23 protein-coding genes are annotated in these 26,111 nt (G+C 72.5%); 17 read left to right on the plus strand and 6 right to left on the minus strand.

Going from position 1 to position 26,111, the window contains the following annotated elements; genetic code table 11:
* Window positions 1-75 precede the first annotated feature (75 nt).
* From CIB93_RS28945 to CIB93_RS28965, 5 genes are all read left to right on the plus strand, one after another.
* Entirely contained in the window at window positions 76-1,428 is a 1,353-nt protein-coding gene (locus tag CIB93_RS28945) for a hypothetical protein (RefSeq protein WP_096631141.1), read from the plus strand.
* The gene (locus CIB93_RS28950) at window positions 1,425-4,268 is read left to right on the plus strand and encodes a serine/threonine-protein kinase (RefSeq protein WP_096631143.1); all 2,844 of its coding nucleotides are present in this window, start codon (window positions 1,425-1,427) and stop codon (window positions 4,266-4,268) included. The genes CIB93_RS28945 and CIB93_RS28950 overlap by 4 nt, the downstream gene beginning before the upstream one ends.
* Window positions 4,269-4,270: 2 nt before the next feature.
* A complete protein-coding gene (locus tag CIB93_RS28955; protein WP_179500283.1) occupies window positions 4,271-5,512 on the plus strand; it encodes a PP2C family serine/threonine-protein phosphatase in 1,242 nt (413 codons plus the stop codon).
* Between the two features lie 19 nt (window positions 5,513-5,531).
* On the plus strand, window positions 5,532-6,893 hold the full coding sequence (locus tag CIB93_RS28960) for a VWA domain-containing protein (RefSeq protein WP_096631144.1): 1,362 nt from the start codon (window positions 5,532-5,534) through the stop codon (window positions 6,891-6,893).
* 86 nt (window positions 6,894-6,979) lie between these two features.
* A complete protein-coding gene (locus CIB93_RS28965; RefSeq protein ID WP_096631146.1) occupies window positions 6,980-8,365 on the plus strand; it encodes an FHA domain-containing protein in 1,386 nt (461 codons plus the stop codon).
* 7 nt (window positions 8,366-8,372) lie between these two features.
* Here the strand turns inward: CIB93_RS28965 and CIB93_RS28970 are convergent, their stop codons facing one another.
* On the minus strand, window positions 8,373-9,365 hold the full coding sequence (locus CIB93_RS28970; RefSeq protein WP_096631147.1) for a methyltransferase domain-containing protein: 993 nt from the start codon (window positions 9,363-9,365) through the stop codon (window positions 8,373-8,375).
* A gap of 108 nt (window positions 9,366-9,473) precedes the next feature.
* Between CIB93_RS28970 and CIB93_RS28975 the strand changes: the two genes are divergently transcribed.
* The 4 genes from CIB93_RS28975 (at window position 9,474) to CIB93_RS28990 (ending at window position 17,261) form a co-directional block, all read left to right on the plus strand.
* Window positions 9,474-9,878, plus strand: coding sequence for a globin (locus CIB93_RS28975; RefSeq protein ID WP_096631149.1), 405 nt, complete (start codon window positions 9,474-9,476; stop codon window positions 9,876-9,878).
* 198 nt (window positions 9,879-10,076) lie between these two features.
* Window positions 10,077-13,388, plus strand: a complete 3,312-nt coding sequence (locus CIB93_RS28980) for an ABC transporter permease (RefSeq protein WP_096631150.1) — start codon at window positions 10,077-10,079, stop codon at window positions 13,386-13,388.
* A gap of 1 nt (window position 13,389) precedes the next feature.
* Window positions 13,390-16,230, plus strand: coding sequence for an FtsX-like permease family protein (locus CIB93_RS28985; protein WP_096631152.1), 2,841 nt, complete (start codon window positions 13,390-13,392; stop codon window positions 16,228-16,230).
* Complete coding sequence (locus tag CIB93_RS28990) at window positions 16,227-17,261, plus strand: ABC transporter ATP-binding protein (protein WP_096631153.1); 1,035 nt, start codon at window positions 16,227-16,229, stop codon at window positions 17,259-17,261. Before CIB93_RS28985 ends, CIB93_RS28990 begins: the two co-directional genes overlap by 4 nt.
* 190 nt (window positions 17,262-17,451) lie before the next feature.
* On the opposite strand, the gene CIB93_RS28995 is transcribed toward CIB93_RS28990, so the two are convergent.
* From CIB93_RS28995 to ettA, 3 genes are read right to left on the minus strand one after another with little or no spacing between them, the layout of a single operon-like run.
* On the minus strand, window positions 17,452-18,162 hold the full coding sequence (locus CIB93_RS28995; protein WP_096631155.1) for a hypothetical protein: 711 nt from the start codon (window positions 18,160-18,162) through the stop codon (window positions 17,452-17,454).
* On the minus strand, window positions 18,159-18,581 hold the full coding sequence (locus tag CIB93_RS29000) for a thioesterase family protein (RefSeq protein ID WP_107470987.1): 423 nt from the start codon (window positions 18,579-18,581) through the stop codon (window positions 18,159-18,161). Before CIB93_RS29000 ends, CIB93_RS28995 begins: the two co-directional genes overlap by 4 nt.
* Before the next feature lie 5 nt (window positions 18,582-18,586).
* On the minus strand, window positions 18,587-20,251 hold the full coding sequence (gene ettA / locus CIB93_RS29005; RefSeq protein ID WP_096631158.1) for an energy-dependent translational throttle protein EttA: 1,665 nt from the start codon (window positions 20,249-20,251) through the stop codon (window positions 18,587-18,589).
* A gap of 590 nt (window positions 20,252-20,841) precedes the next feature.
* Here ettA and CIB93_RS29010 point away from each other — a divergent pair.
* A complete protein-coding gene (locus tag CIB93_RS29010; protein ID WP_096631160.1) occupies window positions 20,842-21,309 on the plus strand; it encodes a GntR family transcriptional regulator in 468 nt (155 codons plus the stop codon).
* Window positions 21,306-21,878, plus strand: a complete 573-nt coding sequence (locus tag CIB93_RS29015; RefSeq protein ID WP_096631161.1) for an HD domain-containing protein — start codon at window positions 21,306-21,308, stop codon at window positions 21,876-21,878. Before CIB93_RS29010 ends, CIB93_RS29015 begins: the two co-directional genes overlap by 4 nt.
* Here the strand turns inward: CIB93_RS29015 and CIB93_RS29020 are convergent.
* A complete protein-coding gene (locus CIB93_RS29020; RefSeq protein ID WP_086777680.1) occupies window positions 21,866-22,339 on the minus strand; it encodes an NUDIX domain-containing protein in 474 nt (157 codons plus the stop codon). The two genes, CIB93_RS29015 and CIB93_RS29020, sit on opposite strands and share 13 nt — an antisense overlap.
* Before the next feature lie 2 nt (window positions 22,340-22,341).
* Window positions 22,342-23,100 carry an XRE family transcriptional regulator gene (locus CIB93_RS29025; RefSeq protein WP_096631163.1) on the minus strand — a complete coding sequence of 253 codons (759 nt, stop codon included), beginning with the start codon at window positions 23,098-23,100 and terminating at the stop codon, window positions 22,342-22,344.
* A gap of 661 nt (window positions 23,101-23,761) precedes the next feature.
* Between CIB93_RS29025 and CIB93_RS29030 the strand changes: the two genes are divergently transcribed.
* The 6 genes from CIB93_RS29030 to CIB93_RS29050 are packed head-to-tail and all read left to right on the plus strand — an operon-like array spanning window position 23,762 to window position 26,034.
* Complete coding sequence (locus CIB93_RS29030; protein ID WP_096631164.1) at window positions 23,762-24,031, plus strand: DUF6284 family protein; 270 nt, start codon at window positions 23,762-23,764, stop codon at window positions 24,029-24,031.
* Window positions 24,028-24,252, plus strand: coding sequence for a hypothetical protein (locus CIB93_RS29035; protein WP_257002420.1), 225 nt, complete (start codon window positions 24,028-24,030; stop codon window positions 24,250-24,252). Before CIB93_RS29030 ends, CIB93_RS29035 begins: the two co-directional genes overlap by 4 nt.
* On the plus strand, window positions 24,249-25,118 hold the full coding sequence (locus tag CIB93_RS29040; protein WP_096631167.1) for a DUF2637 domain-containing protein: 870 nt from the start codon (window positions 24,249-24,251) through the stop codon (window positions 25,116-25,118). Before CIB93_RS29035 ends, CIB93_RS29040 begins: the two co-directional genes overlap by 4 nt.
* Window positions 25,118-25,477, plus strand: coding sequence for an RRQRL motif-containing zinc-binding protein (locus tag CIB93_RS29045; protein WP_096631169.1), 360 nt, complete (start codon window positions 25,118-25,120; stop codon window positions 25,475-25,477). The genes CIB93_RS29040 and CIB93_RS29045 overlap by 1 nt, the downstream gene beginning before the upstream one ends.
* Window positions 25,464-25,634 (plus strand): hypothetical protein, encoded by a 171-nt coding sequence (locus CIB93_RS38175; RefSeq protein WP_179500284.1) that lies wholly within the window; start codon window positions 25,464-25,466, stop codon window positions 25,632-25,634. Before CIB93_RS29045 ends, CIB93_RS38175 begins: the two co-directional genes overlap by 14 nt.
* 19 nt (window positions 25,635-25,653) lie before the next feature.
* On the plus strand, window positions 25,654-26,034 hold the full coding sequence (locus tag CIB93_RS29050; protein WP_096631170.1) for a DUF3307 domain-containing protein: 381 nt from the start codon (window positions 25,654-25,656) through the stop codon (window positions 26,032-26,034).
* Window positions 26,035-26,111: the final 77 nt, after the last annotated feature.

The raw sequence follows: 26,111 nt of genomic DNA on the forward strand, positions 1-26,111 counted from the left end.
CGTACGGACCGGAGCAGACCGAAGCAAGCGATCCCGCCGGGCCGACGGCCGGCGGGGAGAGCGGAGAGGTGTTCGATGGGCGTCGCGGGATCCTTCCCCAGCTTCGCGGGGAGGCCTCCCGGCCCGGTCATGGACCGGGAGGAGGCGGACCGTGCGCTGGCCCGGCTCGGTGCGGAGCACGAGGCCATCGAGACCTCGCTCCTCGCCCTCCAGGACCATGCCGGCCGCCGGCTCCTGGAAGGTGCCGGGCTGACCGGTGTCACCCGGGAGCGCTGGGCCACGACCGAGCAGTCGATCACCCTGCTCTGGGGGTACTTCGACGCCTACGCGGGGGCGCTGGCCGAGGCCCGGGAGATACGGGCCCGCAGGCGCCAGCCGAACCGGGAGGACCTCGCCGCGCTGACCGAGCTGCTGCGCGGGGACGCGGTCCATGTGGCGAACCCGGGGGCGCTGCCGCCGCCCCCGGTCGCCGGCCCGGCACGGCTCTCCGAGCGGTTCTCGCTCCAGGAACTGGTCGCCCGGATGAACGAGCTGTACGCCCGTTCCCTGGACATGGTCGTCGCCGCCGACTCCGTCTGGTCGGCGCTGCCCGCCCGGATCGATCTGCTCGCGGCCGAGCTGCACCGGACGCGTTCCCTGGCCCACTCGGTGGGCGTGCGGCCCGGTGAGCATCCGGCGGGCGACGATCTCGCGGAGATCACCGAGGAGCTGACCACCCTGCGGACCCAGGTGATATCCGACCCACTGGCGTTCTGGCTGCCGGGGCCCGGCAGCGCGGCGCCCGGCGGGGGCCGCCCCGACACCTCGCGCTACGACCGGGCCGCCCGCGCCCTGGAGGACGTACGGCGGGAGATCGAGGCGGTCCTCGCGGTCCGCCAGGACGCCGAGGCCCGCCTGGTCCGGCTGCGGGACGTGCTCTCCCGGGCCGACCGCACCCTCACCGAGGCGCGGGCGGCGCGCGGTGAGGTGCTGGCGAAGATCGCCGCCTCCGAGGTGCCCGCGGTCAGCGGTCCGCCGACCGCCCTCCAGGAGCGTCTGGCTGCCGCGTCGGACTACCGCAGGCACGCCCAGTGGCACCGGCTCTCGCCGCTGCTGGAGTCGCTGGAGCAGGAGGCCGAGGACGAACTGCTGCGCGCCCGCGAGTCGCTGACCTCGGTGACGGCCCCGCTGGCGGTCCGCGCGGAGCTGCGCGGCCGGCTCGACGCGTACAAGGCGAAGGTGGCCCGGCACGGCCTGGCGGAGGACCCGATGCTGATCGAGCGGTACGACGCGGCGCGCCGGATGCTGTGGAGCGCGCCGTGCGATCTGCGGGTCGCCGAGCAGGCCGTCCTGCGCTACCAGTACGCGGTCCAGGAACTGCTGGCGCCGCGTCGGCCCGACGGACCCCAGGACCGGCGGGACGCGGGCGAACAGGGGGAGAGCCGATGAGTACGCAGTGCCAGCGCCCCGGTTGCGAGGGCGCCTACGAGGACATGGGCGGCGGTGAGCTGTACTGCGGCACCTGCGGCCTGGCCCCGGTCGTCTCGCCGACGGGCATGGTGAGTTCGCCGCCCACGGGGGTCGCCGGGGGTGGCCGGGCGAGCAGCCGGGACAGCTCCTCGCAGCGCTCCGGGTCCCGCGCCTCCTCGCGGTCCTCGTCGCGTTCGTCGACCTCGCGCCGCTCGGTCTCGGGGCGGCTGTCGCGCTCGCTGTCCGGGGCGTCCACCTCACGTTCGGTCTCGGTGCGCTCCTCGGGTTCGACGTCGGCGACCTCGGCCCGGGGCCGCCTCGGCGTCGGTCTGGTGGAGGTGCCGGACGTGCCCCGGCCCGATCCGCGTACGGCGGTGCTGGAGAACCCGGAGGTACCCGAGCGCAAGCGGTTCTGCTCCCGCTCGGACTGCGGGGCCCCGGTGGGCCGTTCGCGCGGGGACCGGCCGGGCCGCACGGAGGGGTTCTGTACCAAGTGCGGTCACCCCTACTCCTTCGTGCCGAAGCTGGGCGGCGGGGACATCGTGCACGGCCAGTACGAGGTCGTGGGCTGCCTGGCGCACGGCGGGCTCGGCTGGGTGTACCTCGCGGTGGACCGCGCCGTCTCGGACCGCTGGGTGGTCCTCAAGGGCCTGCTGGACACCGGCGACCAGGACGCGATGGCCGCCGCGATCTCCGAGCGCCGCTTCCTCGCCGAGATCGAGCACGCCAACATCGTCCGCATCTACAACTTCGTCGAGCACCTGGACCAGCGGACCGGCTCGCTCGACGGGTACATCGTCATGGAGTACGTCGGCGGCAAGGCGCTCAAGGAGATCGCCAACGAGCGCCGTACCCCGGCCGGGAAGCGCGATCCGCTGCCGGTCGAGCAGGCGTGCGCGTACGGGATCGAGGCGCTGGAGGCGCTCGGCCATCTGCACAGCCGCAATCTCCTCTACTGCGACTTCAAGGTCGACAACGCGATCCAGACCGAGGGCCAGCTGAAGCTGATCGACATGGGCGCGGTGCGCCGGATGGACGACGACGAGTCGGCCATCTACGGCACGGTCGGCTATCAGGCCCCCGAGGTCGCGGAGCTGGGCCCCTCGGTCGCTTCCGACCTGTACACGGTGGCGCGGACGCTGGCGGTGCTCACCTTCGACTTCCAGGGGTACACGAACGTCTTCGTGGACTCGCTGCCGGACCCGGACACCATCGAGGTGCTGCGCACCTACGAGTCGTTCTACCGGCTGCTGGTACGGGCCACCGACCCGGACCCGGCCCGGCGCTTCGCCTCGGCCGCGGAGATGGCCGAGCAGCTGACGGGGGTGCTGCGGGAGGTCGTGGCGCTCCAGACGGGGCGGCCGAGGCCCGCGCTGTCGACGCTGTTCGGCACGGAACTGCGCGTGACCGACACGGAGTTGTTCGCCGAACAGAGGGGCGACGTGTCCGAGCTGGGCGCCCGCGCCGCCTCCTCTCGCGGCGGGCTCTTCGGCCGCCGCAGGGGCGGGGCGCGTCCGCTGTCCGGAATTCCGGCACAGGGAGGGGCGGCGCCCGCAGCGCCCCCGCCACCGGTCGCGGGGGCGCTGCCGTCGGGAGCCCAGCCTTCCGGTCCGGCTTCGGGCCCGGCGGGGGCCCTCCCGGTGGGCGCCCAGCCTTCCCATCCGGCTTCGGACCCGGCGGGGGCCGACCCGCTGGGGGCGCCGCCGACCCATGTCCGGGGCGGTCCGCAGGGCGGTGCGCCGCTCACGTACGCGCCCCCGGCGCACGCCCCGGTCCCGGCGCCCCGGACGGCGGAGCCCGCCCCCGGCACGGCGATGGGAGCGGCGTACGGGCCCACGAGCGGACCGGCGGTCCCCGGGGACGTCCGGCTCGTCGCGTTCGACGCCCGGGCCACCTCGCTGGCGCTGCCCGTCCCCCGGGTCGACGCGACGGACCCGAACGCCGGTTTCCTCGCCGGACTGATGGCCGCCGCCCCGGCCGAGCTGATCACGGCCCTGCGCGCGGTGCCCGCGCCCTCGCCGGAGACCCGGCTGCGGGAGCTGCGGGCCTGGCTGGAGATGCGGGAGCTGGATTCGGCCGCCCGTGCGCTGACCACCCTGGAGGGTGAACACCCGGACGACTGGCGGGTCGTCTGGTATCGCGGCGTCACCTCGCTGGTGACCGGTGACGACGAGAGTGCCGCGCTCTCCTTCGACGCGGTCTACGACGCCTTCCCCGGGGAGACGGCGCCCAAGCTGGCGCTGGGGATCTGCGCGGAGGTGCTGGGCCAGCTGGACAACGCCGCCGAGTACTACCGCCTGGTGTGGGCGACCGATCCGGGTTACGTCAGCGCCGCGTTCGGCCTGGCCCGGGTGCAGATGGCCGCCGGGGACCGGGACGCGGCGGTGCGCACTTTGGAGTCGGTGCCGGAGGCCTCGATCCACTACACGGCCGCCCGGGTCGCCGCCGTGCGGTCACGGCTGCGCGAGCGCTCCCCGCACGAGCCGCTGCTGACCGATCTGACGGCCGCCGCGGGCCAGGTGACGGCGCTGGCCGCCTTCGGTCTGGATCCGGTGCGGCGCGAGCAGTTGTCGACCGAGGTACTGGGCAAGGCGCTGGACTGGGTACTCTCCGGTAGTCCCGGTGCCCCGTCACCGGGCGGGCCGGAGACCGGGCCTCCGGGCTCCCGGAAGCTGCTCGGCGCCGAACGGGACGAGCGGGGACTGCGGTTCGGGCTGGAAAGCTCGTACCGGATGCTCGCCCGGCTCGCGCAGCGGGGCGACGAGAGGATCGAACTGGTGGAGCGGGCCAACCGTTTCCGCCCCCGGACGTGGGTGTGAAGATGTCTCAGAGCGACCAGCAGCCCGCCGTGTCGAGGTGCCCCGGCTGCGAGGAGCCGCTGGATTCGGGCGATCTGTTCTGCGGGGCGTGCGGCTACGACCTCTCGGCCGTGCCGGCGCGCCCCCACGACCGGCCCACGATGGCCATCACGGTGCCGGCGGGCGAGGCCGCCGGAGCCGTGCGCCACGACGAACGGACGGGCCCGGGGGCCCGTGGCGGTGCGGACGACTCGGGGGACTTCGCGCTGGCGGCGCCCGATCCCCGTACGGCGGAGCACGCCGCCGCGCCCTTCGCCGCGCCCGCCGCCGGGGCGAAGGTGTGTGTGGCCTGCCGCTCGGGCCAGGTGGACCGGGACGGCTACTGCGAGAACTGCGGGCACGCGCAGCCCCGCGAGCGCGACCACATGGAGCAGGAGCTGGACGCGGTGGCCGCCGTCAGCGACCGGGGCCTGCGCCACCACCGCAACGAGGACTCCTTCGCGGTGTCCTCGACCGCGCTGCCGGACGGTTCGCCCGCCGTCGTCGCGATCGTCTGCGACGGCGTGTCCTCGGCGAGCCGGCCCGACGAGGCGTCGGCGGCCGCGGCGAGCGCCGCCAACGAGTCGCTCCTGGAGTCGCTGCCCCGGGGCACTCATCCGCAGCAGGCGATGCACGAGGCGATCGTCGCCGCGTCCGAGGCGGTCAACGCCCTGGCGCAGGAGCCCGCCGGGGCGATGGAGCACGACGCGCACCGCCATCAGAACGCCCCGGCCTGCACCCTGGTCGGCGCGATCATGGCGGGCGGGCTGCTGATCGTCGGCTGGGTCGGCGACAGCCGGGTCTACTGGGTGCCCGAGGACCGCACGGGCCCGCCCGCCCGGCTCACCGAGGACGACTCCTGGGCCGCGCAGATGGTGGCGGCGGGCCTGATGAACGAGGCGGAGGCGTACGCGGACGAGCGCGCCCACGCCATCACCGGCTGGCTCGGCGCCGACGCGTACGAACTGGAGCCGCACACCGCCGCGTTCAAGCCGGACCGGCCCGGCCTGGTGGTCGTCTGCACGGACGGCCTGTGGAACTACGCGGAGTCGGCGCAGGAGATGGCCGCCGTCGTCCCGGCCGAGGCCCGAACGCGCCCGCTGCACGGGGCCCAGGTGCTCGTCGGGCACGCGCTCGACGGCGGGGGCCACGACAACGTAACAGTGGCTCTTCTGCCGTTCGCCGTGGGGCCGCAGGGGGCAGGATCGGCCTGCACCGCCGTTTGAGCTTCAAGGAGCCGACCAGATGGCCAACTTCTCCAAGTCGAACGTGCCGCAGTTCTCCGTCGAGGTGTACCAGAACGCGTTCCTGCCCGAGGGCGGACGTGAGGTCAACGCGATCGTCACGGTCACCTCGACCGGCGGCGGCACCACCGGGGGCGTTCCGCTGGCGGGGATCGCGCCCTCACCGGCGTACGGGCCGGGGCAGGCGCCCGACGCGGCCGTGGTGCTGATGGTCGACTGTTCCGGTTCGATGGACTATCCGCCGACGAAGATGCGCAACGCGCGCGACGCGACGGCCGCGGCCATCGACACCCTGCGCGAGGGCACCCGGTTCGCGGTGGTCGCCGGGACGCATGTGGCCAAGGACGTCTACCCGGGTGAGGGGCGGCTCGCGGTCGCCGACGCGCAGACGAAGGCGCGGGCCAAGGACGCCCTGCGGAAGCTGAGCGCGGGCGGCGGCACCGCGATCGGCACCTGGCTGCGGCTGGCCGACCGGCTGCTGGGCTCCGCCGACGTGGGCATCCGGCACGGCATCCTGCTGACCGACGGCCGCAACGAGCACGAGGCGCCCGAGGACCTGCGGGCGGCCCTGGACTCCTGCGCCGGGCGGTTCACCTGTGACGCCCGCGGGGTGGGCACCGACTGGGAAGTGAAGGAGGTCACCGGCATAGCCGCCGCCCTCCTCGGCACGGCCGACATCGTGGCCGACCCCTCGGAGCTGGCCGCGGACTTCACGCGGATGATGGAGAACGCCATGGGCAAGGAGGTCGCGGACGTGGCGCTGCGGCTCTGGACGCCCGTGGGGGTGGAGATCCGCTTCGTGAAGCAGGTCGCGCCGACGGTCGCGGACCTGACCGGCCGGCGCACGGAGGCGAGCCCCCGGGCCGGGGACTATCCGACGGGTTCGTGGGGCGACGAGTCCCGCGACTACCACGTGTGCGTCCAGGTGCCGGCGGCCGGGATCGGCCAGGAGATGCTGGCCGCCCGGGTCTCGCTCGTCCTGCCCGGCCCCCCGGGCGCGGGCGCCCCGCAGACCCTGCCCCAGGGGCTCGTACGGGCGGTGTGGACGGACGACATGGTGGCGTCGACCTCGATCAATCCGCAGGTCGCGCACTACACGGGTCAGGCGGAACTGGCACAAGTCATCCAGCAGGGTCTGGACGCACGCAAGTCGGGCGACTTCGACGGCGCGACGGCGAAACTGGGCCGTGCGGTGCAGCTGGCGTCGGCGTCCGGGAACCAGGACACTGCGAAACTGCTTTCGAAGGTGGTCGACGTCGTCGATGCGGCGACAGGTACTGTGCGACTGAAGGCGAAGGTCGCGGAAGCGGACGAGATGACCCTCGAAACGCGCTCCACCAAGACCGTTCGCGTCAAGAAGTAGCACAACACGATCACCTCGCGGTCATGGCGCCGCGATCGACAGCATGCGGCCTCCGGGGCCGGAAGAAGAAAGGGGGAAGCGCCGACATGCCGACCTGCCCGAACGGACACCAGTCGGGTTCCGAGGACTGGTGCGAGGTCTGCGGACACCGCATGGCCGCCGGCGGTGCGCCCGCGGGCGCCGTGCCCCCGCCGCCTCCGCCCGCGCCCGGTTACGGCTATCCGCAGGGCTCCGGCACCAGCGGCGGCCAGCCCACGATGCAGGCGGAGCTCTGCCCGCAGTGCCGTACGCCGCGTGAGGCGATGGCGCCGTTCTGCGAGGAGTGCCGCTGGAACTTCCTCACCAACACGGCGACCTCCTACACCCCGCTGGCCCCGCAGCACGGCACGCCCGGCGGCCCCCCGCCCGGTCTCAACCTGCCGCCCGGCTTCCAGGCGCAGGGCCCCGGCGGCCAGGGCGGACCCGGCGGCCAGGGCAGCCCGGATGGACCCGGCGGTCAGAACGCGCCCGGTGGACCCGGCGGTCAGAGCGGTCCCGGCGGTCAGGGCGGGCCCGGTGGCGCGCCCCAGCAGCGTGACCCGTTCGACTACCAGGGCTCGCGCCCCTCGCAGATGAACCGTCCCGCCGAACCCCTCGCCCCCGAGCAGGGCGGCCGGAGCGGCCAGGGCCCTCAGGGCGGTCCGCACGGCCACGGCGGCCAGGCCGGTCCTCCTCCGCAGTCGTTCCAGCAGGGTCCCCCGCCGCCGCCCGCGTATGCGCAGCAGGGGCACCCGTCCCAGCAGCAGCAGTCGGCGCCCTCCCCGTTCGAGCCCCGGCAGTCCTCGCCCTTCGCATCGCCGCAACAGCAACAGCAGTCGGCTCCTCCCACGCCGCCGCAGTCCTCCGGCCACACCGGCGGCGGGGACGACTGGCTGCTCCCGCCGCCCTCCCAGGCCCAGGGGTACGACCGGCAGGGTCAGCAGAGCCACGGCGAGGACCAGGGGTACGGCCGACAGGGGCGGGAGCAGGGGTACGACCAGGGGCAGCCGAACGGCGGGGTGCCCGGCCAGGACCGCCCCCAGCAGCCCCTGTCCTGGACCGCCGTCATCGCTCCGGACCGCGAGTACTTCCTCGCGATGATGCAGCGCAGCGGTCCCGAGGCGACCGGGCTGAACCTGCCCGCGTACTCCCCCGAGCAGCGTCTCCCGCTCACCGGCAACCAGATCACCATCGGCCGCCGCCGCCAGAGCACCGGCGAGTCCCCCGACATCGATCTCTCGGTGCCGCCGGAGGACCCGGGCGTCTCGCACCAGCACGCGGTGCTGGTGCAGCAGCCCGACGGCGGCTGGGCGGTCGTCGACCAGAACTCCACCAACGGCACCACGCTGAACGGCGCCGAGGACCCGATCCAGCCCTACGTCCCCGTACCCCTCCAGGACGGCGACCAGGTGCACGTCGGGGCGTGGACGACGATCACGGTCCGCCGGGACTGAGCGGCGCTCATTCGCTCAACGGCCAGGTGTAGGGGCCCTGCGGGTCGTCGAGCCAGGCCCACTGGCGGCCCTGGCCGACCGTGATGCCGTACCTCTCCCGCTGCGGGCGCCCCTCGCGCTCCCAGAGGGAGAGGGCCTCGTGCGGATCGAGAGCGCCCGCGGTCAGCGTCAGCAGGAACCGGAACAGATCGTTCCCGGCCGCCCGGCGGGGCAGTCCGCCCAGGTGCGGAAGCCCGGCGGGGAGCGGCAGCGCCCCGCGCAGGGGCACGAAGTACGCCGGGGTGTGCAGGAAGTGCCCCTCGGCGCGCGGCCCCTGCGCGGTCGCGGAGACCCGGAGCGCGACGAGCCCGGTGGCGAACGGGGCCAGGACGCGCGCCCCCGGGCGGCACTGCTCCAGCCAGGCCTGCGGTACGGACGGCAGGGTGCAGGTCGCGATGATCCGGTCGTACGGGGCGCGCCGCGGGCAACCGCGGGCGCCGTCACCGGTGATCACCGTCGGGCGGTACCCGGCGGCAGCGAGGTGGCGGCGGGCCGGTTCCGTGATCTCCGGATCCAGATCGATGCTGGTCACCGCCTCCTCGCCGAGCCGGTGCGAGAGCAGGGCCGCGTTGTAGCCGGGGCCGGTGCCGATCTCCAGGACCGTGTCGCCGCCCCGTACGTCGAGGGCCTCCAGCATCTGCGCCATCAGGGACGGCTGACTGGAGGACGAGATGAGTTCGCCGTCCCGGATGCGGGTGGCCAGCGCCCTGTCCACGTACACCCCGCTCAGCCAGCGGGAGCGGCGCTCGGGGTCGGGGTCCTCGCCCCAGAGGCGCTCGTATCCCGCGATGCCGTGCACGTAGTAGGACGGCACGAACAGATGGCGGGGCACCTCGGCGAAGGCGGCGTACCAGGCGGGGTCGGTCAGCCCGCCCTGCGCGACGATCTCCCGCACCAGGGCATGCCTCGCCGCGTCGGCCTCGGCGGCGGGGACGGCGGGGGTCTCCCGGTCTGCTCCCATCTCTCCACTGTCCTGCGCGGGGCCCGCAACGGCCAACGGCGATCCCGGGCCCGGTCCCTTGGTCCTAGGACCCCTGTCCTCGGCCGGTGCGTCTGCGAACATGGACGGGTGACAGAGATTCCGCGCGACACGCTTCAGGAGCAGACCTTTTACGATCAGGTCGGCGGCGAGGCGACGTTCCGACGCCTGGTGCACCGCTTCTACGAGGGCGTGGCGGGCGACGAGCTGCTGCGGCCGATGTACCCGGAGGAGGATCTGGGCCCGGCCGAGGAACGGTTCGCCCTGTTCCTCATGCAGTACTGGGGCGGCCCGCGCACCTACAGCGACCACCGGGGCCACCCCCGGCTGCGGATGCGGCACGCCCCGTTCCGGGTGGACCGGGCGGCCCATGACGCCTGGCTCGGCCATATGCGGGTCGCGCTGGACGAACTGGGGCTCGCGCCCGAGCACGAGCGGCAGCTGTGGGACTACCTGACGTACGCCGCCGCGTCGATGCTCAACACCGCGGACTGATCGCCTGCCGCCGAATCCTTCCGGATCTCGCCGCATTCCCTCCGGATCTCACCGGAATTCGGCGTTCCGGCGTCAGATATCGATCACGATCACATCAAGGTGGGCCTGCAAGCGGTTACCAGAATCCTTTCGCTCTGAAAGCATCACCAGTACGTCGGGGGGCGTGCGGACACGGTGTTGACGGGGCGGGGGACACAGGTGACGGGTTTTGTCTTGCTGCGGGTGAGGGCGCACCGCCTTCTCCTCTCCGCGGCCGTGCTCGCCGTTCTGCTGACCACGTCCGTCCTGGCCGCGCTCACCGCGTTCTCCGGCTCGGTGGGCGACGCGGCTCTGCGCCACACGCTCACCCACCGGTCCGCCGCCTCCGCCTCGCTCGTCGTCTCCGCCTCGGTGGACCACGACCGGCGCGCCGAGGCCGATGCCACCGTCCGCGCGGCCGCCCTCGACGCCTTCGACGGGCTGCCCGTGAACGTGGGGAAGCTGGAGAGCTCGGGGGCGTACGCGCTGCCGCGCGGCCTCCAGTCCCCGGCCGCCCGGCGCGGCGAGCCGGACCTCACCCACTTCGCCGCCCTGGACCGCGACCGGGTCCGGATCACCGAGGGCCGGGCGCCCGCCGCGCCGGGCGGCTCGGGACCGGTCCAGGTGGCGCTGCCCCTCGTCGCCGCCGAGGCCCTGAAGCTGAAGCCGGGCGCGCGGCTCACCGTCACCGACCGGCTGCGCGACGACAAGCCGCAGCAGATCCTGGTCACCGGCGTCTACGAGGCACTCGACCAGTCCGACCCGTACTGGCAGCTGGACCCGCTCGGCGGGCGCGGGGTGCGCAAGCTCGCCTTCACGACGTACGGTCCCCTGCTCACGCACCCCGCCCCGCTGACCTCCGGGAGCCTCGGCGACGGGGAGACGTCCTGGCTGGCCACCGCGGACTTCGCCACCCTGACCACCGGCTCCATGGCCGGGCTGCACCGGGCGTCGTCGGACGCCCCCGAGGCCCTCACCGCCGCGCCCGTGTTCAAGTCCGGGGTCACCGCGCGGACCTCGCTGCCCACCGTGCTCGACCAGCTCGACCGGGCGCTGCTCGTCTCCCGCTCCACGCTGATGATCGTCGCGGTGCAGCTGGTGCTGCTGGCCGCGTACGCCCTGCTGCTCGTGGCCCGGCTGCTGAACAGCGAGCGCGACGGGGAACGGGAACTGCTGCGGGCCCGGGGCGGATCGCGCGGCCGGATCACCTCGTTCGCGGCGATCGAGGCGCTGCTGCTCGCCGCTCCCGCCGCGCTGGTCGCCCCGCTGCTGGCGGGGCCGCTGACCGGCCTGCTGGCCGAGCGCGGCGCCCTGTCCCGGATCGGGCTGCGGGTCGGGGAGAGCTCCACCGCGACGGTATGGCTGGTCTCCGCGGCCGTGGCGCTGGCCTGTGCCCTGGCGGTGGTCGCTCCGTCACTGACGGCCGGGGCGGGCGGGCGCAGGACCCGGGCGGCCTCGCTGCCGGCACCCGTGCGGGCGGGCGCCGACATCGGGCTGCTGCTCATCGCGGCGGTGGCGTACTGGCAGCTGGAGCGGCAGACCACGGGGTCCGGCAGCGGGGCGCTCAGCGGCGGCCAGGACGGCAGGCTCGGGATCGACCCCCTGCTGGTCGCCGCTCCGGCGCTGGCCCTGCTCGCCGGGACCGTGCTCACGCTGCGGCTGCTCCCGCCCGCCGCGAAGCTCGCCGAACGGCGTGCCGCCAAGGGCCGCGGGCTGCCCGCCGCACTGGCGGGCTGGCAGTTCAGCAGGCGCCCGATGCGCGGCGCGGGACCGGTGCTGCTGCTGGTGCTGTCGGTCGCGATGGGCATGCTGGCCATCGGGCAGAGCGCCTCCTGGAACCGTTCGCAGAGCGACCAGGCTGACTTCGGCTCCGGCGCCTCGGTCCGGGTCGTGGGCGAGCACGGAGGCACTCCGGTGACGGCCGGTGCGTACGCCTCGGTGGACGGGGTGCGGCAGGCCGCCCCCGCCCACCGGACTGAGGTGGAGGTCTCCGGCGGGCGCAGGGCCGAGGTCCTCGCCCTGGACACGGCGCACGCGGACGAGCGGATGCTGCTGCGCTCCGACCTCACCGACGGGTCCCCCCAGCAGCTGTTCGACGCGATCGCCCCGGAGCGGGACAGCCGCGCCGGGCTCGTCCTGCCGAAGGACAGCACCCGGCTGAAGCTGGACCTGCGGATCACCGCGGTGCCGCCGAAGCGCGCCGACGCCTCCGAGGACGACGTCTTCGACAATCCGGACGGGCAGCCGCCCGTGGTCACCCTGCTGCTGGAGGACCGGTACGGGCTCCCCCACCGGGTGCTGGCCGGATCCGTCCCGGTCGGCGACCGTCCCGCCACGGTGTCCATCCCGGTGTCGGCGGCGGCCGGACTGTCCCTGACCGGCATCGAGGTCGACGGCGACGCCCCCTCCGGCGCGGCGGAGAAGCGCAGGGTCTCGGTGAGCGACGTACGGGTGGTCACCGCATCCGGCGCCGAACACGCCGTGGCGACGCCCGGCTCGGTGCGCTGGAAGGCCGCCGTGACGCTCACCGAATTCGGTGAGGACCGGCCGGGCGAACGGCCCGTGCCGAACAGGTCTTCCGGTGCGCCGGACTTCACTTACGACACCGGCGTGCAGGACCTCGACCCCTGGGAGCGGACCACCGGCACCCTGCGGATCACCGCGGTCAGGCCCCGGGCCGCGGCGGTGAAGGCGGTGGCGACGGACGCCTACCTGAGGAGCACCAGCACGAAGCCGGGCGACGAGATCGATCTCACGCTGGCCGGGAACACCGTCCGGGTGACCCTGGTGAAGGCGGTACGGCAGCTGCCGACCACCGGCACCCCCACCGGCGCCCCGGACCCGACAGCGGGCGGCGGCGGGCTGCTGCTCGACCTCAGGGCGGTCGCCGGTGCCCTGGCCCACCGGCCGACCGCCACGATCGAGGCGAACGAATGGTGGCTGAGCACCGCCCCCGGCGACAGCGCGAAGGTGGCCGCCGCACTGCGCGCCCGGCCGGACACCGATCCGGCCCAGGTGCTGGTCCGCGCCGAGGCCGCCCAGCGGCTGGTCGACGACCCGTTGGGCGCGGGCCCGCAGTCCGCGCTGCCCGCCGTCGCGGTGGTCGCCGCCGCGCTCGCCGCGGTCGGCTTCGCCGTCAGCGCCTCCGGCTCCCGGCGTGAACGGTCCGCCGAGCTGGGCGTGCTGCGGGCGCTCGGCGCGCCACGCCGCCAGCTGGCCCGGATGGTCGCCGCCGAACAGGGCGTCCTCATCGCCATCGCCCTGCTGATCGGGGCGGCCATCGGCACCGTGCTGACCCGGGCCGTCGTCCCGCTGATCGTGCTGACCGGGCAGGCGGACCGGCCCGTGCCCCCGGTGCTGGTGGAACTGCCCGCCGGGCAGGTCGCCGCACTGCTGGCCGGGGTCGCCGCGCTGCCTCTCGTGATCGTCGCGACGCTCGCGCTCCGCCGCGGGGACCCGGCGGTATCGCTGCGCCACCAGGGGGACCACTGACATGAGCGACGACAACAGGCGGTCGGCGGAAGCCCCGTGGATACGGACCCGGCTGCGGACCGCGCCCGGTGCGGCGGTGGCCCTCGCGGTACTGGTGCTGGTGACCGTGTTCCTCGCCGCCTCGTTTCCGCGCGCGGTGGACGCGTACGAGACGAAGGGGCTGCGCCACGACATCCTGACCGCCGACCCGAACCGCAGCGTCGTGGAGGTCGCGCGTCCGCAGCCCGGCCTCGAACTCCCGCAGGGGCAACGCGAGGCCGAGATGCGCGGCCCGCAGCTGACGCGCGTCGGCGGGGAGCTGCTGAAGGCACTGCCCGCACCGCTGCGCGCCGACACGTCCTCCGTCGCGTACGGGGTGCGCACCACGAAGCCGGTCGTCGCCACCGAACCCTGGCTGCCGCGCCCCGACGCGGCTCCGCCGCGGCTCACCTATGCGGCACAGCTCGGCCTGAGGGAGCACGCCACGCTCAGCTCGGGGGCCTGGCCCGCGACGACGGGCCGGGTGACCTCGGACTCCCGTGCGGTGGAGGGCGCGGTCACCGAGGAGACGGCCGCCGAGCTGAAGGTGAAGGTCGGCGCGAGGCTCGCGGTGCCCACGGCGTCGGGCGAGACCGTCACCGTACGGATCACCGGCATCGTCGCCCCGCGTGACCCGCACGGCAGCTACTGGTCCGCCGATCCGCTGCTGCGCAGCCCGTCCCTGGTCCCGGACCCCACGAGTCCCTTTTCGACCTACTTCTGGACCGGCACGGTCCTGCTGGCCGAGGACGCCGCTCCGGTCCTGCTGAGCACGGCCACCGAGCCCGCCCTGTACTGGCGGATTCCGCCCGACCCGGCGGCTCTGACCGGCCCCGACGGCCCCCGTCTGGCGTCCGTCCTCGCCTCCCTGGAGAGCGGGCCCGGGCTGCTGAAGGCGCGGGAGATCGCCGGGGACACCGCGGTGGTCCGCAGCGGGCTCGGCCACATCGTGGCGGCGAACGCCCGGATGCGCGAGGCGATCAGTCCCGTGATCGCGGTCGCCGCCCTGGGCATCGCCTCCGTGGCCGCTGTCGTCCTGCTGATGACGGGGGCCCTGATCGGCGGGCGTCGCCGCAGCGAACTGGCCCTGCTGCGCTCGCGCGGCGCCTCCCTGCGCGGCATCGGCGGACGGCTGCTCGCGGAGACCGCGGTGACGGTGCTGCCCGCCGCCGCGCTCGGGCTGCTGCTCGCGGTGCTGGTGGTGGGCGAGGGCCGGTGGTGGCCGGGAACGCTGGCGGCGACGGGGACCGGCCTGCTGGTGTGCCTGGCCCTGCCGCTGCGGACGACGCTCCAGCACATCCGGCCGACGCTGCACGGGGCGCGCGAGGACATGGTGAGCGCCCGGCCGTCCCGTCGGCGCACCGTCGCCGAGCTGACGCTGCTGGTGCTGGCGGTCGGCGCGGTGACGGCCCTGCTGCGGCGCGGTACGTCGAGCGGCGGCGGCACGGATCTGCTGGTCAGCGCGGCACCGGTGCTGGTCGCCCTGATCGCGGCTCTCGTCCTGGTCCGGCTCTACCCGTTGCCCTTGCGTCTCGCCGCGCGCCCCGTGGCCCGGCTGCGCGGGGCGATCGGCTTCCTGTCGCTCGCCCGCGCCGGGCGGTCCTCGGCCGGCGGGACACTGCCGTTGCTCGCCCTGCTGCTGGCGCTGGCCACGGCCGCGTTCGGCGGGTCGGTGGTGGCGGGCATCGGGGACGCCCGGGACGACGCGGCGCTGAAGGCCGTGGGGGCGGATGCCCGGATCAGCGGGCTGAGCGAGCGGACGACGCTGCCCGGTCCCCTGGTCCGTACGGTGAAGGACCTCGACGGGGTGGAGAACGTCGCTCCGGTACGTGTCGAGCACAGCGTGGCCCTGCCGACGGCGGACGTGGGCGGCATCGACGCCGCGGGAGCCGGTGCGAGCGGCACCGGGGCTGCGGGCGCCGACAGCGCGGCCCTGGTGGGCGTCGACCCCGCCACGTACGCCCGGCTGGCGCGCGCGACCGGGCTGCCGGAGTTCCCCGCCGCCCGGCTGAAGGCCACCGGCCCGGCGGCGCCGGTGCCGAAGGGCGCGGAACCCGGCCCCGGGCGCGTCCTTCCGGCGATCGCGTCCCCGTCGGTGGCGGCCCGCCTGGGCAAGGAGCCGGTCGCCGTCACCACCTTGTCCGGCGACTTCGAGGTCCGGATCGTGGGGGTGGCCTCGCGCACGGCAGCGGTCTCGACCGCGCACTTCCTGATCGTGAACTCCGCCTCGCTCGACCACGGGGAACCCACCACCCTGTTCCTCAACGGCACGCCGGACCCCGGGAAGCTGCACGCGGCGGTCGGCGGGAGCGGCAAGAAGTACGTCGTACAGCTGCGTTCCGAGGAGCGCGAGCGGTATGTGAACGCCCCGATGCAGGCGGGCGCCGAACGCATCTACCTCGCGGCCGTCGTGGCGGGCGCCGGATACGCGCTGCTGGCCGTACTGCTGTCGCTGCTCCAGACCGCACCGGAACGCAGGACGCTGCTGGCGCGGCTGCGCACGATGGGGCTGACCACCGGACAGGGCAGGCGGCTGCTGGCCTTCGAGGCGATGCCGCAGGCGCTGCTGGCGGCGGTCGGCGGCCTGTTCACCGGCTGGGCGACCATCGTCCTCCTCTCCCCCGGCGTCGATCTGGTCGCACTGGCGCTCGCGGGCGTCGCCGGATCGGCCCCGGACCCCGTCCCGTTGCGCACCGACCTGTGGTCGCTCGGGCTTCCGGCGGCCGGGGTGGTCGCGCTCGCCGCCGCGGTCGCGGGCGTCCAGGCGTGGTGGGCGAGCCGCCGCGGATCGATCACCGAACTCAGGGCAGGAGACTCCCGATGACCTCGTCCACCACGTCCGCCCGGACGGCAGCCACGGCCCGTGGGGCCGAGACGACGCTGGCCGAGCTGGAGCAGCGCGCGGCGGCCCGCCGGGACCGCCCCTCCTACGGCCACGACGCGCTGATCGCCTGCGACCGTGTGGTGCGCATCTTCACCACGGACGGGGTGGAGGTGCAGGCCCTCCAGGGCCTCGATCTGCTGGTTGCCGAGGGCGAGTTGATGGCCCTGGTGGGGGCGTCGGGCAGCGGCAAGTCGACGCTGATGAACATCCTGGCGGGCCTGGACGTGCCGACCGCCGGATCGGCGAAGGTCGCGGGATGCGATCTGCTGTCGATGGGGCCGAAGGAGCGGCTGCGCTACCGCCGTGACGTGGTCGGGTTCGTCTGGCAGCAGACCGCCCGCAATCTGCTCCCGTATCTCACCGCGATCCAGAACATCACCCTGCCCATGCAGTTGCGCGGCGGCGGCAGCAAGCGCGAACGGGCCGCCCGCGCCGAGTCGTTGCTCGCCATGCTCGACATCGCGGACTGCCGTGACCGGCGGCCCCAGCAGCTGTCGGGCGGGCAGCAGCAGCGGGTGGCCATCGCGGTGGCGCTGGCCAACTCCCCTTCCGTCCTGCTCGCGGACGAGCCGACCGGCGAACTGGACTCGGCCACCGGGGAGCAGGTGTTCGCCGCGTTCCGGCGGGCCAACGAGGAGCTGGGCACCTCGATCGTGATCGTCACCCATGACCAGGCGGTGGCGAACGAGGTGCGCCGTACGGTCGCCATCCGTGACGGCCGTACGTCCTCCGAGGTGCTGCGCCGCACGGAGGTGGACGCGGCGACGGGCCAGGAGTCCCAGGTGGCCCGGGAGTACGCGATGCTCGACCGGGCGGGCCGGCTCCAGCTGCCCGCGGACCACACGCGGGCGCTGGGCATGGAGCACCGGGTGCTGCTGGAGCTGGAGCAGGACCACATCGGCGTCTGGCCGGACGCGCACGGGGAGCCGGGCGGCACGGAGGGGAGGTCCGAGGGAGCTCCGGAGCAGTAGCAGCCGCAGGCGGCGAGGCGGTCGGGGGCTCCCGGAGCCGTATGCCGCAGCCGGGTCCGAGGGTTCAACCGGGTCCGGTGGTTCAGCCAGGTCCGACGATCCAGCCAGGTCCGGCAGATCAACCGATTCCGACGATCCAGCCAGGCCCGGCAGATCAACCAGGCCCGACAGAGCAGTCGGCTCCGACGATTCAGCCAGGCCCGACCGACAGCCCCAGTCCGCCCGGCCCGCCGAGGCCGCCGGTCCGGTCGCGGCGCAGGGCGATCGAGCCGAACGGGGTCCGCAGCCGCAGCCAGCCGCCCGAGGCGAACAGCGAGACCGGGAAGTCCGGGTCGGCTCGGAGGAAGCCGAGGGACTGGGCGGCGTGCACGGCGCGCAGGGGCAGGTCCGTCGTACCGACCGGCCGGGACCAGATCTCACGGCCGATCCGGTCGCGCTCGGCGCGGGTGCGCGACTCCTCGGGCAGCGCTTCGTCCCGCGTACGGAATTCGGCGACAGCCGCGTCGAGGGCGGTGCGCAGGGCGTCCGGACCGGGCAGCCCGGCCTGCTCCCGCCAGGGCCCCCGGGGCGGCAGGACACCGGTCCACGGCGGCCCGGTGACGGGTGCGGGCAGCGCCCCGGCCTGCTCGCCGGGGCCCTCACCGGAGACGTCGAGGGACTCCAGCAGTTCCCCAGCCGACACCGTGATGTCGAGCGTCTCGGGGCGGGCCAGACGGGCCGCACGGATGGCGAGGACCTCGAAGGAGGGCGGGCGGCCGAACACGGCCAGCGCGTCGCCGCCGCCCGCCTGCAACCGGACCGCGGCGGCCCGGTCGTAGTGGAGCAGCCGGCCGAGGAAGGCGGCGAGATCCGCCGCCTCCCTCGGGTCGGCGAACAGCAGCGACTGCACGGGCACGGTCATGCCGCGGCGGGCTCCTCTGCCAGGTACTTCTGGAGGAAGAGCTTCTCCTCGGCGGAGATCCGCCGGGGCCGCTCCGCCGCCAGGTCGTAGGGGACGACGACGGTCGAGGCCCGTACGTACACCTGCTCGGGGTCCTTGATCTCATAGGCGATCGTCAGGGACGCGGCGCCTATCTTCGTGACCCACGACTCGACGGTCACCGGCTCGTGCCGGTGGACCAGCGGCCGTACGTAGTCGATCTCGTGCCGGGCCACGACGGACCCGCCCGAGAACGACGGCGAGCCGTCCCCCGGCGCCAGCCGGAACATGAAGTCGATGCGCGCCTCCTCCAGATAGCGGAGGAAGACCACGTTGTTGACGTGGCCGAAGGCATCCATGTCCGACCAGCGCAGAGGGCAGCTGTAGAGGTGACGAGCCAAGACGATCAGCCTCGCGTGAGCTTCTTGTACGTGGCACGGTGCGGACGGGCCGCGTCCGGACCGAGGCGCTCGACCTTGTTCTTCTCGTACGACTCGAAGTTGCCCTCGAACCAGTACCACTTGGAGTCACCCTCGTAGGCGAGGATGTGCGTGGCGACGCGGTCCAGGAACCAGCGGTCGTGGGAGATGACCACCGCCGCGCCCGGGAACTCCAGGAGGGCGTTCTCCAGCGAGGAGAGCGTCTCGACGTCCAGGTCGTTGGTGGGCTCGTCGAGGAGCAGCAGGTTGCCGCCCTCCTTGAGCGTGAGGGCCAGGTTGAGGCGGTTGCGCTCACCACCGGAGAGGACACCGGCCGGCTTCTGCTGGTCCGGGCCCTTGAAGCCGAACGCGGAGACGTAGGCGCGGGACGGCATCTCGACCTGGCCGACGTTGATGTAGTCCAGCTCGTCCGAGACGACGGCCCAGAGGGTCTTCTTCGGGTCGATGTTGGCGCGGGACTGGTCGACGTAGGAGATCTTGACCGTGTCACCGATCTTGATGGAGCCGGTGTCCGGGGTCTCCAGGCCCTGGATCATCTTGAACAGCGTGGTCTTGCCCGCGCCGTTCGGACCGATGACGCCGACGATGCCGTTACGGGGCAGCGTGAACGACAGGTCGTCGATGAGGACCTTGTCGCCGAAGGCCTTCGAGAGGTTCTCGACCTCGACGACGATGGAGCCGAGCCGGGGGCCCGGCGGAATCTGGATCTCCTCGAAGTCCAGCTTCCGCATCTTCTCCGCCTCGGCCGCCATCTCCTCGTACCGGGCGAGACGGGCCTTGGACTTGGTCTGACGCCCCTTGGCGTTCGACCGCACCCACTCCAGCTCCTCCTTGAGGCGCTTCTGCCGCTTCTCGTCCTTGCGGCCCTCGACCTTGAGGCGGGTGGCCTTCTTGTCGAGGTAGGTGGAGTAGTTGCCCTCGTAGGGGATCGCGCGGCCGCGGTCGAGTTCGAGGATCCACTCGGCGACGTTGTTGAGGAAGTACCGGTCGTGGGTGACGGCGACGACGGCACCCGAGTACTTCGAGAGGTGCTGCTCCAGCCAGTTCACCGACTCGGCGTCGAGGTGGTTGGTGGGCTCGTCGAGGAGGAGCAGGTCCGGGGCCTCGATGAGGAGCTTGCAGAGCGCCACCCGGCGCTTCTCGCCACCGGAGAGGTTGGTGACCGGCCAGTCGCCGGGCGGGCAGCCCAGGGCGTCCATGGCCTGCTCCAGCTGGGCGTCCAGGTCCCACGCGTTCGCGTGGTCCAGGTCCTCCTGGAGCTTGCCCATCTCCTCCATCAGCGCGTCGGAGTAGTCGGTCGCCATGAGCTCGGCGACCTCGTTGAAGCGCTTGAGCTTGCCCATGATCTCGGCGGCGCCGTCCTGCACGTTCTCCAGGACCGTCTTCTCCTCGTCCAGCTTCGGCTCCTGCATGAGGATGCCGACGCTGAACCCCGGCGACAGGAACGCGTCACCGTTGGACGGCTGCTCCAGGCCCGCCATGATCTTCAGCACCGTGGACTTACCGGCGCCGTTGGGTCCCACGACACCGATCTTGGCACCGGGCAGGAAGTTCAAGGTGACGTCGTCAAGGATCACCTTGTCGCCGTGCGCCTTGCGCGTCTTGCGCATGGTGTAGATGTACTCAGCCAAGAGAAACCGTCCGGCAGCAATAGAGGTGTGGGCAGATACACCCCATCTTGCCTGACGTCCACCCGCCGGGGGAAACCCGTATGCGCACAGGCCTCTGACCTCGGGCGCGAGGACCGGCGCGACCGTCTGTCACGGTCATTGAAGGTGGTCGTCGGGCGTCCTTGGCCACCCCCTGACGGCCCACAGACGGCCCAGTAATGGGCGGACTACGCAGGTCAGGCACGAGGCCCGTGGCCCGGGACCGGCCCTTCGGCCGCTCCGCAAAGCAGGACGATCGGTTCTGCACGGGACACCCGAAGATCGCTTCGTGCTGCGTACGCCCCCACGCTCTCCAACTGCGCGTATCGCCGCACGCAGCCGTTCAGCGGCGTTGATGCGGCAGGTCAGAGGGGTACAGCGGACAGCTTCGAGGAGCGGTGTTCAAGAGCGTCTGCGTTCTCCTACGCGCGAGCACTGCCGTGGCCCACACATGGCCCGCCGCGCCGCGACTCGCGCCCCACCGGCAAGTCCGGGCACCACTCTCAGCAGAGCCGACGAGATGGAGGAACATGGCAAGCTTGGACCGACTACGACGGAGAGAGGGGAGACTCGTGTCGCAGCAGGCCAGCCCTCGCGGGACCTTCCTGAAGATCGCTGAAGTCGTCAGGGCTCGGATCGATGCCGACCCGGCGATGACCGAGCTACCAACGGCTGCGGACCTGATGGGCGAGTTCGGCGTCTCCCGAGGCGTAGCTCTCCGGGTCTTCGATGTCCTCCAGGAGCAGGGCGCCGCAGAACGCGTTGCTGGCAGTCGCTTGCGAGTAGTGCGACGCGGTGAAGCCGTCGACCGCCGACCGTTGGCCGAACGACTCACCGACGTGATCACGAATGACCAGCTCCCCGTGGGGGCGACCTTCCCGAGCTCGACCAAGCTGTGCGCGCGGTTCGGCGTCTCCCGGCCCACCCTGGCCAAGGCGCTTCACAAACTGGAAGCCGCCGGGCTTCTGTCGGAAAGCAAGCAGGGCAAGCCTCGCACCGTACTGTCCCTGCCGAAGCGAGAGGAGAGTGCCAGCCCGTGAGCACCAAGGTGTTGACCGATTGGGCATACCCCCTTGCCGAATCGCTGCTCTCAGAGCCCCTGCCGCGTCGGTGGGCGCACTCGCAGGGCGTGGCAGAAAGAGCCCGTGTGCTTGGCCCGATCCTCGGCTCGGACGCCGATCTGCTGGAAGCGGCAGCAGTGCTTCACGACATCGGCTATGCGCCCGATCTTGCCAAGACGGGCTTTCACCCGCTGGACGGGGCGCGGTATCTGCGGGATGTCGCTCGCGCTGACGAGAGGGTGGTGCGCCTAGTGGCTCATCACTCCTGCGCGTGGATGGAGGCGGAAGCCCGAGGGCTCCGGGATGAACTGGAGGAGGAGTTCCCCCGAGAGGATCCCCACCTGAGCGATGCTCTCTGCTTCTGCGACATGAACACCACGCCGGACGGCACCCCGACGAATCCCGTGGACCGGATCAATGAGATCGCTGGTCGCTACGGTCCGGAGAGCTTGATCGGGATGTTCATCCGCCGAGCCGAACCGGAGATCCTCGGCTGCGCGGTGCGCGTCCTTGAGCGACTTGCCACCGTCAAGCGTCAGCCGACGTAGGGCGCTGTCCGCTCCCGGTCCAGAGCGTGCTCGATCCGGAGCCGCATGGTGGGGTGGATGTCGAACTCCCGCAGGTCCGATGGGCTGACCCATCGGACCTGCGTCGTCTCATCACTCGTCCGGACGTCTCCACCGACCGGGCGGGCGCGAAAGCAGATGCTGAACTGCTGACGTGCCTCGCCGTCGTCGTACAGCATCACGTGCCCGGGGTCTGTGTAGATCCCAGACATGTCGACGACTTCAGCTTTGATGCCGGTCTCTTCCCACACCTCGCGCACCACGGTGTCGCTGATGGACTCACCCACGTCGTGCCCACCGCCGGGCAGTGCCCAACGGCCGTTATCCGACCGCTGGATCAGCAGTACCTCGCCTGAGTCGTTCTGGACGAAGGCCACGACGGACGGCACGACAGAGTTGGCCGGTGGGGCATCGGGATCGTGAAGGTAGTCGATGCGTCCCATGTTCAAGCTCCCGTGATGTCGTGGTCCGAGACCGGGCGGGCACTGCCCCAGGTCTGTTCGATGCTATTCGCGTAGGTGTCGAATAGTCCGCCGCCTGGCAACCGCCGCAGGTGCAGGACGGGCGCCATGTAGGCCCCGATCCCGTAGACGTGGGCGTTCACCAACATCTCGTCATCGGATCGGAAGAGCGAGTTGTAGAGCGTCCCGTCATGCAGGCGGAAGCCGATGTCCGGGTGGCTAGCGAAGAGCGGTCGGTAGTTCACCAGAGCGTTGCGAATCTTGCCGTCCATAATGCGGTGGCCTTCGTCTATACCGCGCTGCCGCACAGCCGCACAGTCCGGGTCCCCCAGCAGGATCCGCACCTGCGTGGCTTCTTCCGCCTTCTTCTTCAAGAGGTCATGAAACAGCGGGTCTTCCGAAAGCCAGAGCCCAGAGTAGACGAGGACATCAACCCGGGACTCGGCTCGTTCGTAGATCTCACGCCACAAGGTGTTCGGCACCATGTGGCGGTGCGGGTAGATGGTGACGATCTCAGCCTTGCTCAAGTCGGTTGACGTAGCGACAGCGCGCGAGTCGTCCCACAGCGTCGTCACATCGACGTTGAGCTTCACGGCCGTGGCGTACTGATGCCGTCTGTAGGGGACTTTGCCCTGCGTGATCCAGCGTTCGACCGTCTTCGGGTTGACCTCGATCGAGTCGGCCAGTTCCTGGATGGTCACACCCTGAGCGAGCAGGGCGGAGCGCAAGCGTTCGTTGGACATCTCAACCCCCGTGGGACGTCTTGGGACCTCTCGAAGGTAGCCAGATGCCCTTCAGCTGTCCACGGACGGGGTGAACAACGCCCCCGGCCTGGCCTGATGCTGATGGTGCGCCAGGAAGTCAAGGCGCGAAACAAGAAGCCACCACGGCCACGCTTGACAGAACCCCAATGCAGGACCTGTAATACAGGTATCGCATCAGCCGTCAGGCAGAGGCGAAGGAGGGCCCTCTTGGGGGTGCTTCGACGTGCGCGACCAGAGCGCCCGGAGGGTCCCGGAAGCGGGAGTGAGCCCAAAGGAAGCCCTGTTCCTTGAGAACTGAACAGTGAACTGAAGCGAGGTGAGAGCCCTCGCTCCCGTGACGGCCGGGTGAGCCGTCGGCAGTGGTGCGGCGCGTCGGCGCAGTACGCACGATCCTGCGGCCCTGGAGAACACCACGGTGCCACCCGCAGCGAGCTGCCCTGCTGAGCGCCAGGCAGAGAGATGGCGTGTCACCTTCCGCAGCTCACGCTGCGGCCGGTTGCCTCCTCTGCCCGTCCGGCCCCCTGGGGTCGTACGGGCGGGGCTGAGGGGAGCCGGATTGCTGGTTCCAACGGCGAGAACCCCCGGAGCTGTAACTCCGGGGGTTCGTGTTGAGCCGTTCCTGCCTGAGAGGAACAGACCCATGAAGAGCATCGCAGCACTTCAGGCCGTTGTTACGGCCACCCCGTTCGACGGTGAACCGTCGGACGCCGAGCTGGACGCGATTGACCGGGAGATGCCGCTGATCCTGGCGGACGTCGCCTTGCTGGATGCGCTGATCATGACCATCGACCGCATGCCGTCCGAGCTGGATGAGCGGCGTATCCGTCGGGCCCGGCGTCGGGTGCTGGCCGCCCGCCGGGACCTGACCAACCAGGCCGCCGCCGTGAACACCTCGGACGGTGCGGCATGAGTGAGCCGATGACACGGGAGAGCAGTCCGGCCGCCGCCGGGCGCGCCTACCCGATCACGCCCCGGCCTGAGGATGACGCCCGGTTCACCGTGGGTCTGACCCTGGACGTGGCCGACGTGCTCACCCAGCACGGCTACCCCCGGCCCGCCTCCGGCCTGGACTGGGTGGAATTGAAGATGGCCCTGTTCCGCTTCCTGTACGGGAACGGCGGTGCGTCATGAACCGCTTCGGCAAGGGCCTGCTGGTCGCCGCTCTGGTCGGCGTGGTCGGTATGGCGTTCCGGGTCTCGTGGAACGCGTTGCGGGACGTCGCCACGGCGACCGGTGCGGACGCCACGGCCGCGTTGCTCTACCCCTTCGTCGTGGACGGGCTGATGGCCCTGGCGCTGGTCGCGGCCCTGGTCCTGACCGGTGATGCCCGACGGTTCGCGCTGCGGGTGCTGGCCGCCTACACCCTGGCCTCACTCGTCCTCAACTACGTCCACGGGCTCGTCCCGCAGCTCCACGACAAGGTGGTCGACTGGGGTCGACTGGCCGAGTGGGACCCCGCCAACTGGGCCCTGGTCCTGCTGGCCACGTCACTGCCGGTCGGGTCGATCTACTTCGGCTCCGACCTGGTCGCCAAGGTCCTGCACCACCGGCCGATCGAGACACCGGCCAACACCCCGAATCAGGATGAATCGTCCGAGACATACGCAAATCGGTCTACAGCTGACCTGGGGGAATCGGCCCCCGCGCCGATCATCCCGGCCCCGGTTCCTGCGGAGCTGGAAGCCGCCCCGGTGGTCTCGTTGGTGAAGTCGACCGATCGGGTCCCGGTCGGCGCGGTGGCCGCCGAGTCGACCCGCCCGCGCCGGGCGACCGGACGCGTTCCCGAGGTGGCCCGATCGAGCCGACCGGTCCGCACCGCCGACCAGCTCCTGACCGAAGCTCGAAAGGCTACGGCCGACTGGTCGGATCGGGAGCTGACCGCCGAGGGCATCCGCCGGGCGGTCCGCACGTCCCCGGCCAAGGCCCGAGTCCTGCGGGACACGCTGCGTGCCGAGCGCGAGCAGTCGGTGGCCGGTGCGGGTGAGGCGGCGGCCTGATGGCCGCCGTGTACCGGTGGCGGCTCGCCCCGGACGGGTTGGCCACCCGGCGTCAGCTCCGTGCGCTGGGGTTGCGGCCGGGTGGTCAGGACGTGGTCGCGGAGGTTCATCGCCCCCGGCGTCGGGGGCGGGCTCCGCTGGTCGCCTACCTCTACCGCATCGACCGCGCCCGGCCCGTCCGGCCCATGACCCCGGGCCGTACCGCAGCGCTCGCCGCCGCGATGACCGCGCGCCGCACCTGCCCCAACTGCCGCACCGATGTGGGGTATTGCATCCCGCGCTCGCTCGGCATGTGCGTCCCCTGCCACAACGCCCCCGCCCCCTCGCACCTCGAAGGGAACCGCTGTGTCCTTCCGTGAACGCCTCACTCGCACCCTCCACGCCGCCGGTCTCCGTATCGCCGGAGAGCCCGGGGGCCGTGCCGCGAACGTCCTGACCAGCCTGCTCGGGCTCGGCCGGATCGAGCTGTGCACCAACCCGGCCTGCACCGACTGCGCGCCCGCCCCGGCCACCTGACCCGAAGGGAACTGCCGTCGTGTTCGCTTCCCTGTTCGTGCTGCTCTACCTCGGTCACCTGCTGGCGGACTACCCGCTCCAGACCGACCACCAGGCCGCCCACAAGGCCGACAGGTGCGCCGCCGGGTGGGCCGCCAACCTGCGTCACGCCGCCACCCACGTGGCCACCTGCGCCGCCGCCCTGGCCGTCGGGGCCCTGGCCCTCGACGACGTCGCGCTGTCACTGCCCGTCGCTGTGGCCGCGCTGCTGTGGATCGGTACCACCCACGCCGTGATCGACCGCCGGTGGCCGGTGGCGTGGTGGATGAACCACACCGGCCAAGCCTCCTGGGCCAAGCACGGCGGGGCGGCGCACGTCGACCTTCTCTGCACTAACGCTGCTGCTGGCGGTGCCCGATGACGAGCGTTGAGCAGGTCGCGACTCTCGCGACGTTCGGAGCTGTGTGGGCGGTGCTCGCCGTCGGTCACAATCTCGCG

Source organism: Streptomyces sp. WZ.A104, from assembly GCF_002382885.1.
Classification (GTDB): Bacteria; Actinomycetota; Actinomycetes; order Streptomycetales; family Streptomycetaceae; genus Streptomyces.

Excerpts from the sequence above, each read along its gene's own strand:
- CIB93_RS28945 (WP_096631141.1), top strand. The coding sequence starts at position 76 with ATGGGCGTCGCGGGATCCTTCCCCAGCTTCGCGGGGAGGCCTCCCGGC.
- CIB93_RS28950 (WP_096631143.1), top strand. The coding sequence starts at position 1,425 with ATGAGTACGCAGTGCCAGCGCCCCGGTTGCGAGGGCGCCTACGAGGAC.
- CIB93_RS28955 (WP_179500283.1), top strand. The coding sequence starts at position 4,271 with ATGTCTCAGAGCGACCAGCAGCCCGCCGTGTCGAGGTGCCCCGGCTGC.
- CIB93_RS28960 (WP_096631144.1), top strand. The coding sequence starts at position 5,532 with ATGGCCAACTTCTCCAAGTCGAACGTGCCGCAGTTCTCCGTCGAGGTG.
- CIB93_RS28965 (WP_096631146.1), top strand. The coding sequence starts at position 6,980 with ATGCCGACCTGCCCGAACGGACACCAGTCGGGTTCCGAGGACTGGTGC.
- CIB93_RS28970 (WP_096631147.1), bottom strand. The coding sequence starts at position 9,365 with ATGGGAGCAGACCGGGAGACCCCCGCCGTCCCCGCCGCCGAGGCCGAC.
- CIB93_RS28985 (WP_096631152.1), top strand. The coding sequence starts at position 13,390 with ATGAGCGACGACAACAGGCGGTCGGCGGAAGCCCCGTGGATACGGACC.
- CIB93_RS28990 (WP_096631153.1), top strand. The coding sequence starts at position 16,227 with ATGACCTCGTCCACCACGTCCGCCCGGACGGCAGCCACGGCCCGTGGG.
- CIB93_RS28995 (WP_096631155.1), bottom strand. The coding sequence starts at position 18,162 with ATGACCGTGCCCGTGCAGTCGCTGCTGTTCGCCGACCCGAGGGAGGCG.
- CIB93_RS29020 (WP_086777680.1), bottom strand. The coding sequence starts at position 22,339 with ATGGGACGCATCGACTACCTTCACGATCCCGATGCCCCACCGGCCAAC.
- CIB93_RS29025 (WP_096631163.1), bottom strand. The coding sequence starts at position 23,100 with ATGTCCAACGAACGCTTGCGCTCCGCCCTGCTCGCTCAGGGTGTGACC.
- CIB93_RS29030 (WP_096631164.1), top strand. The coding sequence starts at position 23,762 with ATGAAGAGCATCGCAGCACTTCAGGCCGTTGTTACGGCCACCCCGTTC.
- CIB93_RS29035 (WP_257002420.1), top strand. The coding sequence starts at position 24,028 with ATGAGTGAGCCGATGACACGGGAGAGCAGTCCGGCCGCCGCCGGGCGC.
- CIB93_RS29040 (WP_096631167.1), top strand. The coding sequence starts at position 24,249 with ATGAACCGCTTCGGCAAGGGCCTGCTGGTCGCCGCTCTGGTCGGCGTG.
- CIB93_RS29045 (WP_096631169.1), top strand. The coding sequence starts at position 25,118 with ATGGCCGCCGTGTACCGGTGGCGGCTCGCCCCGGACGGGTTGGCCACC.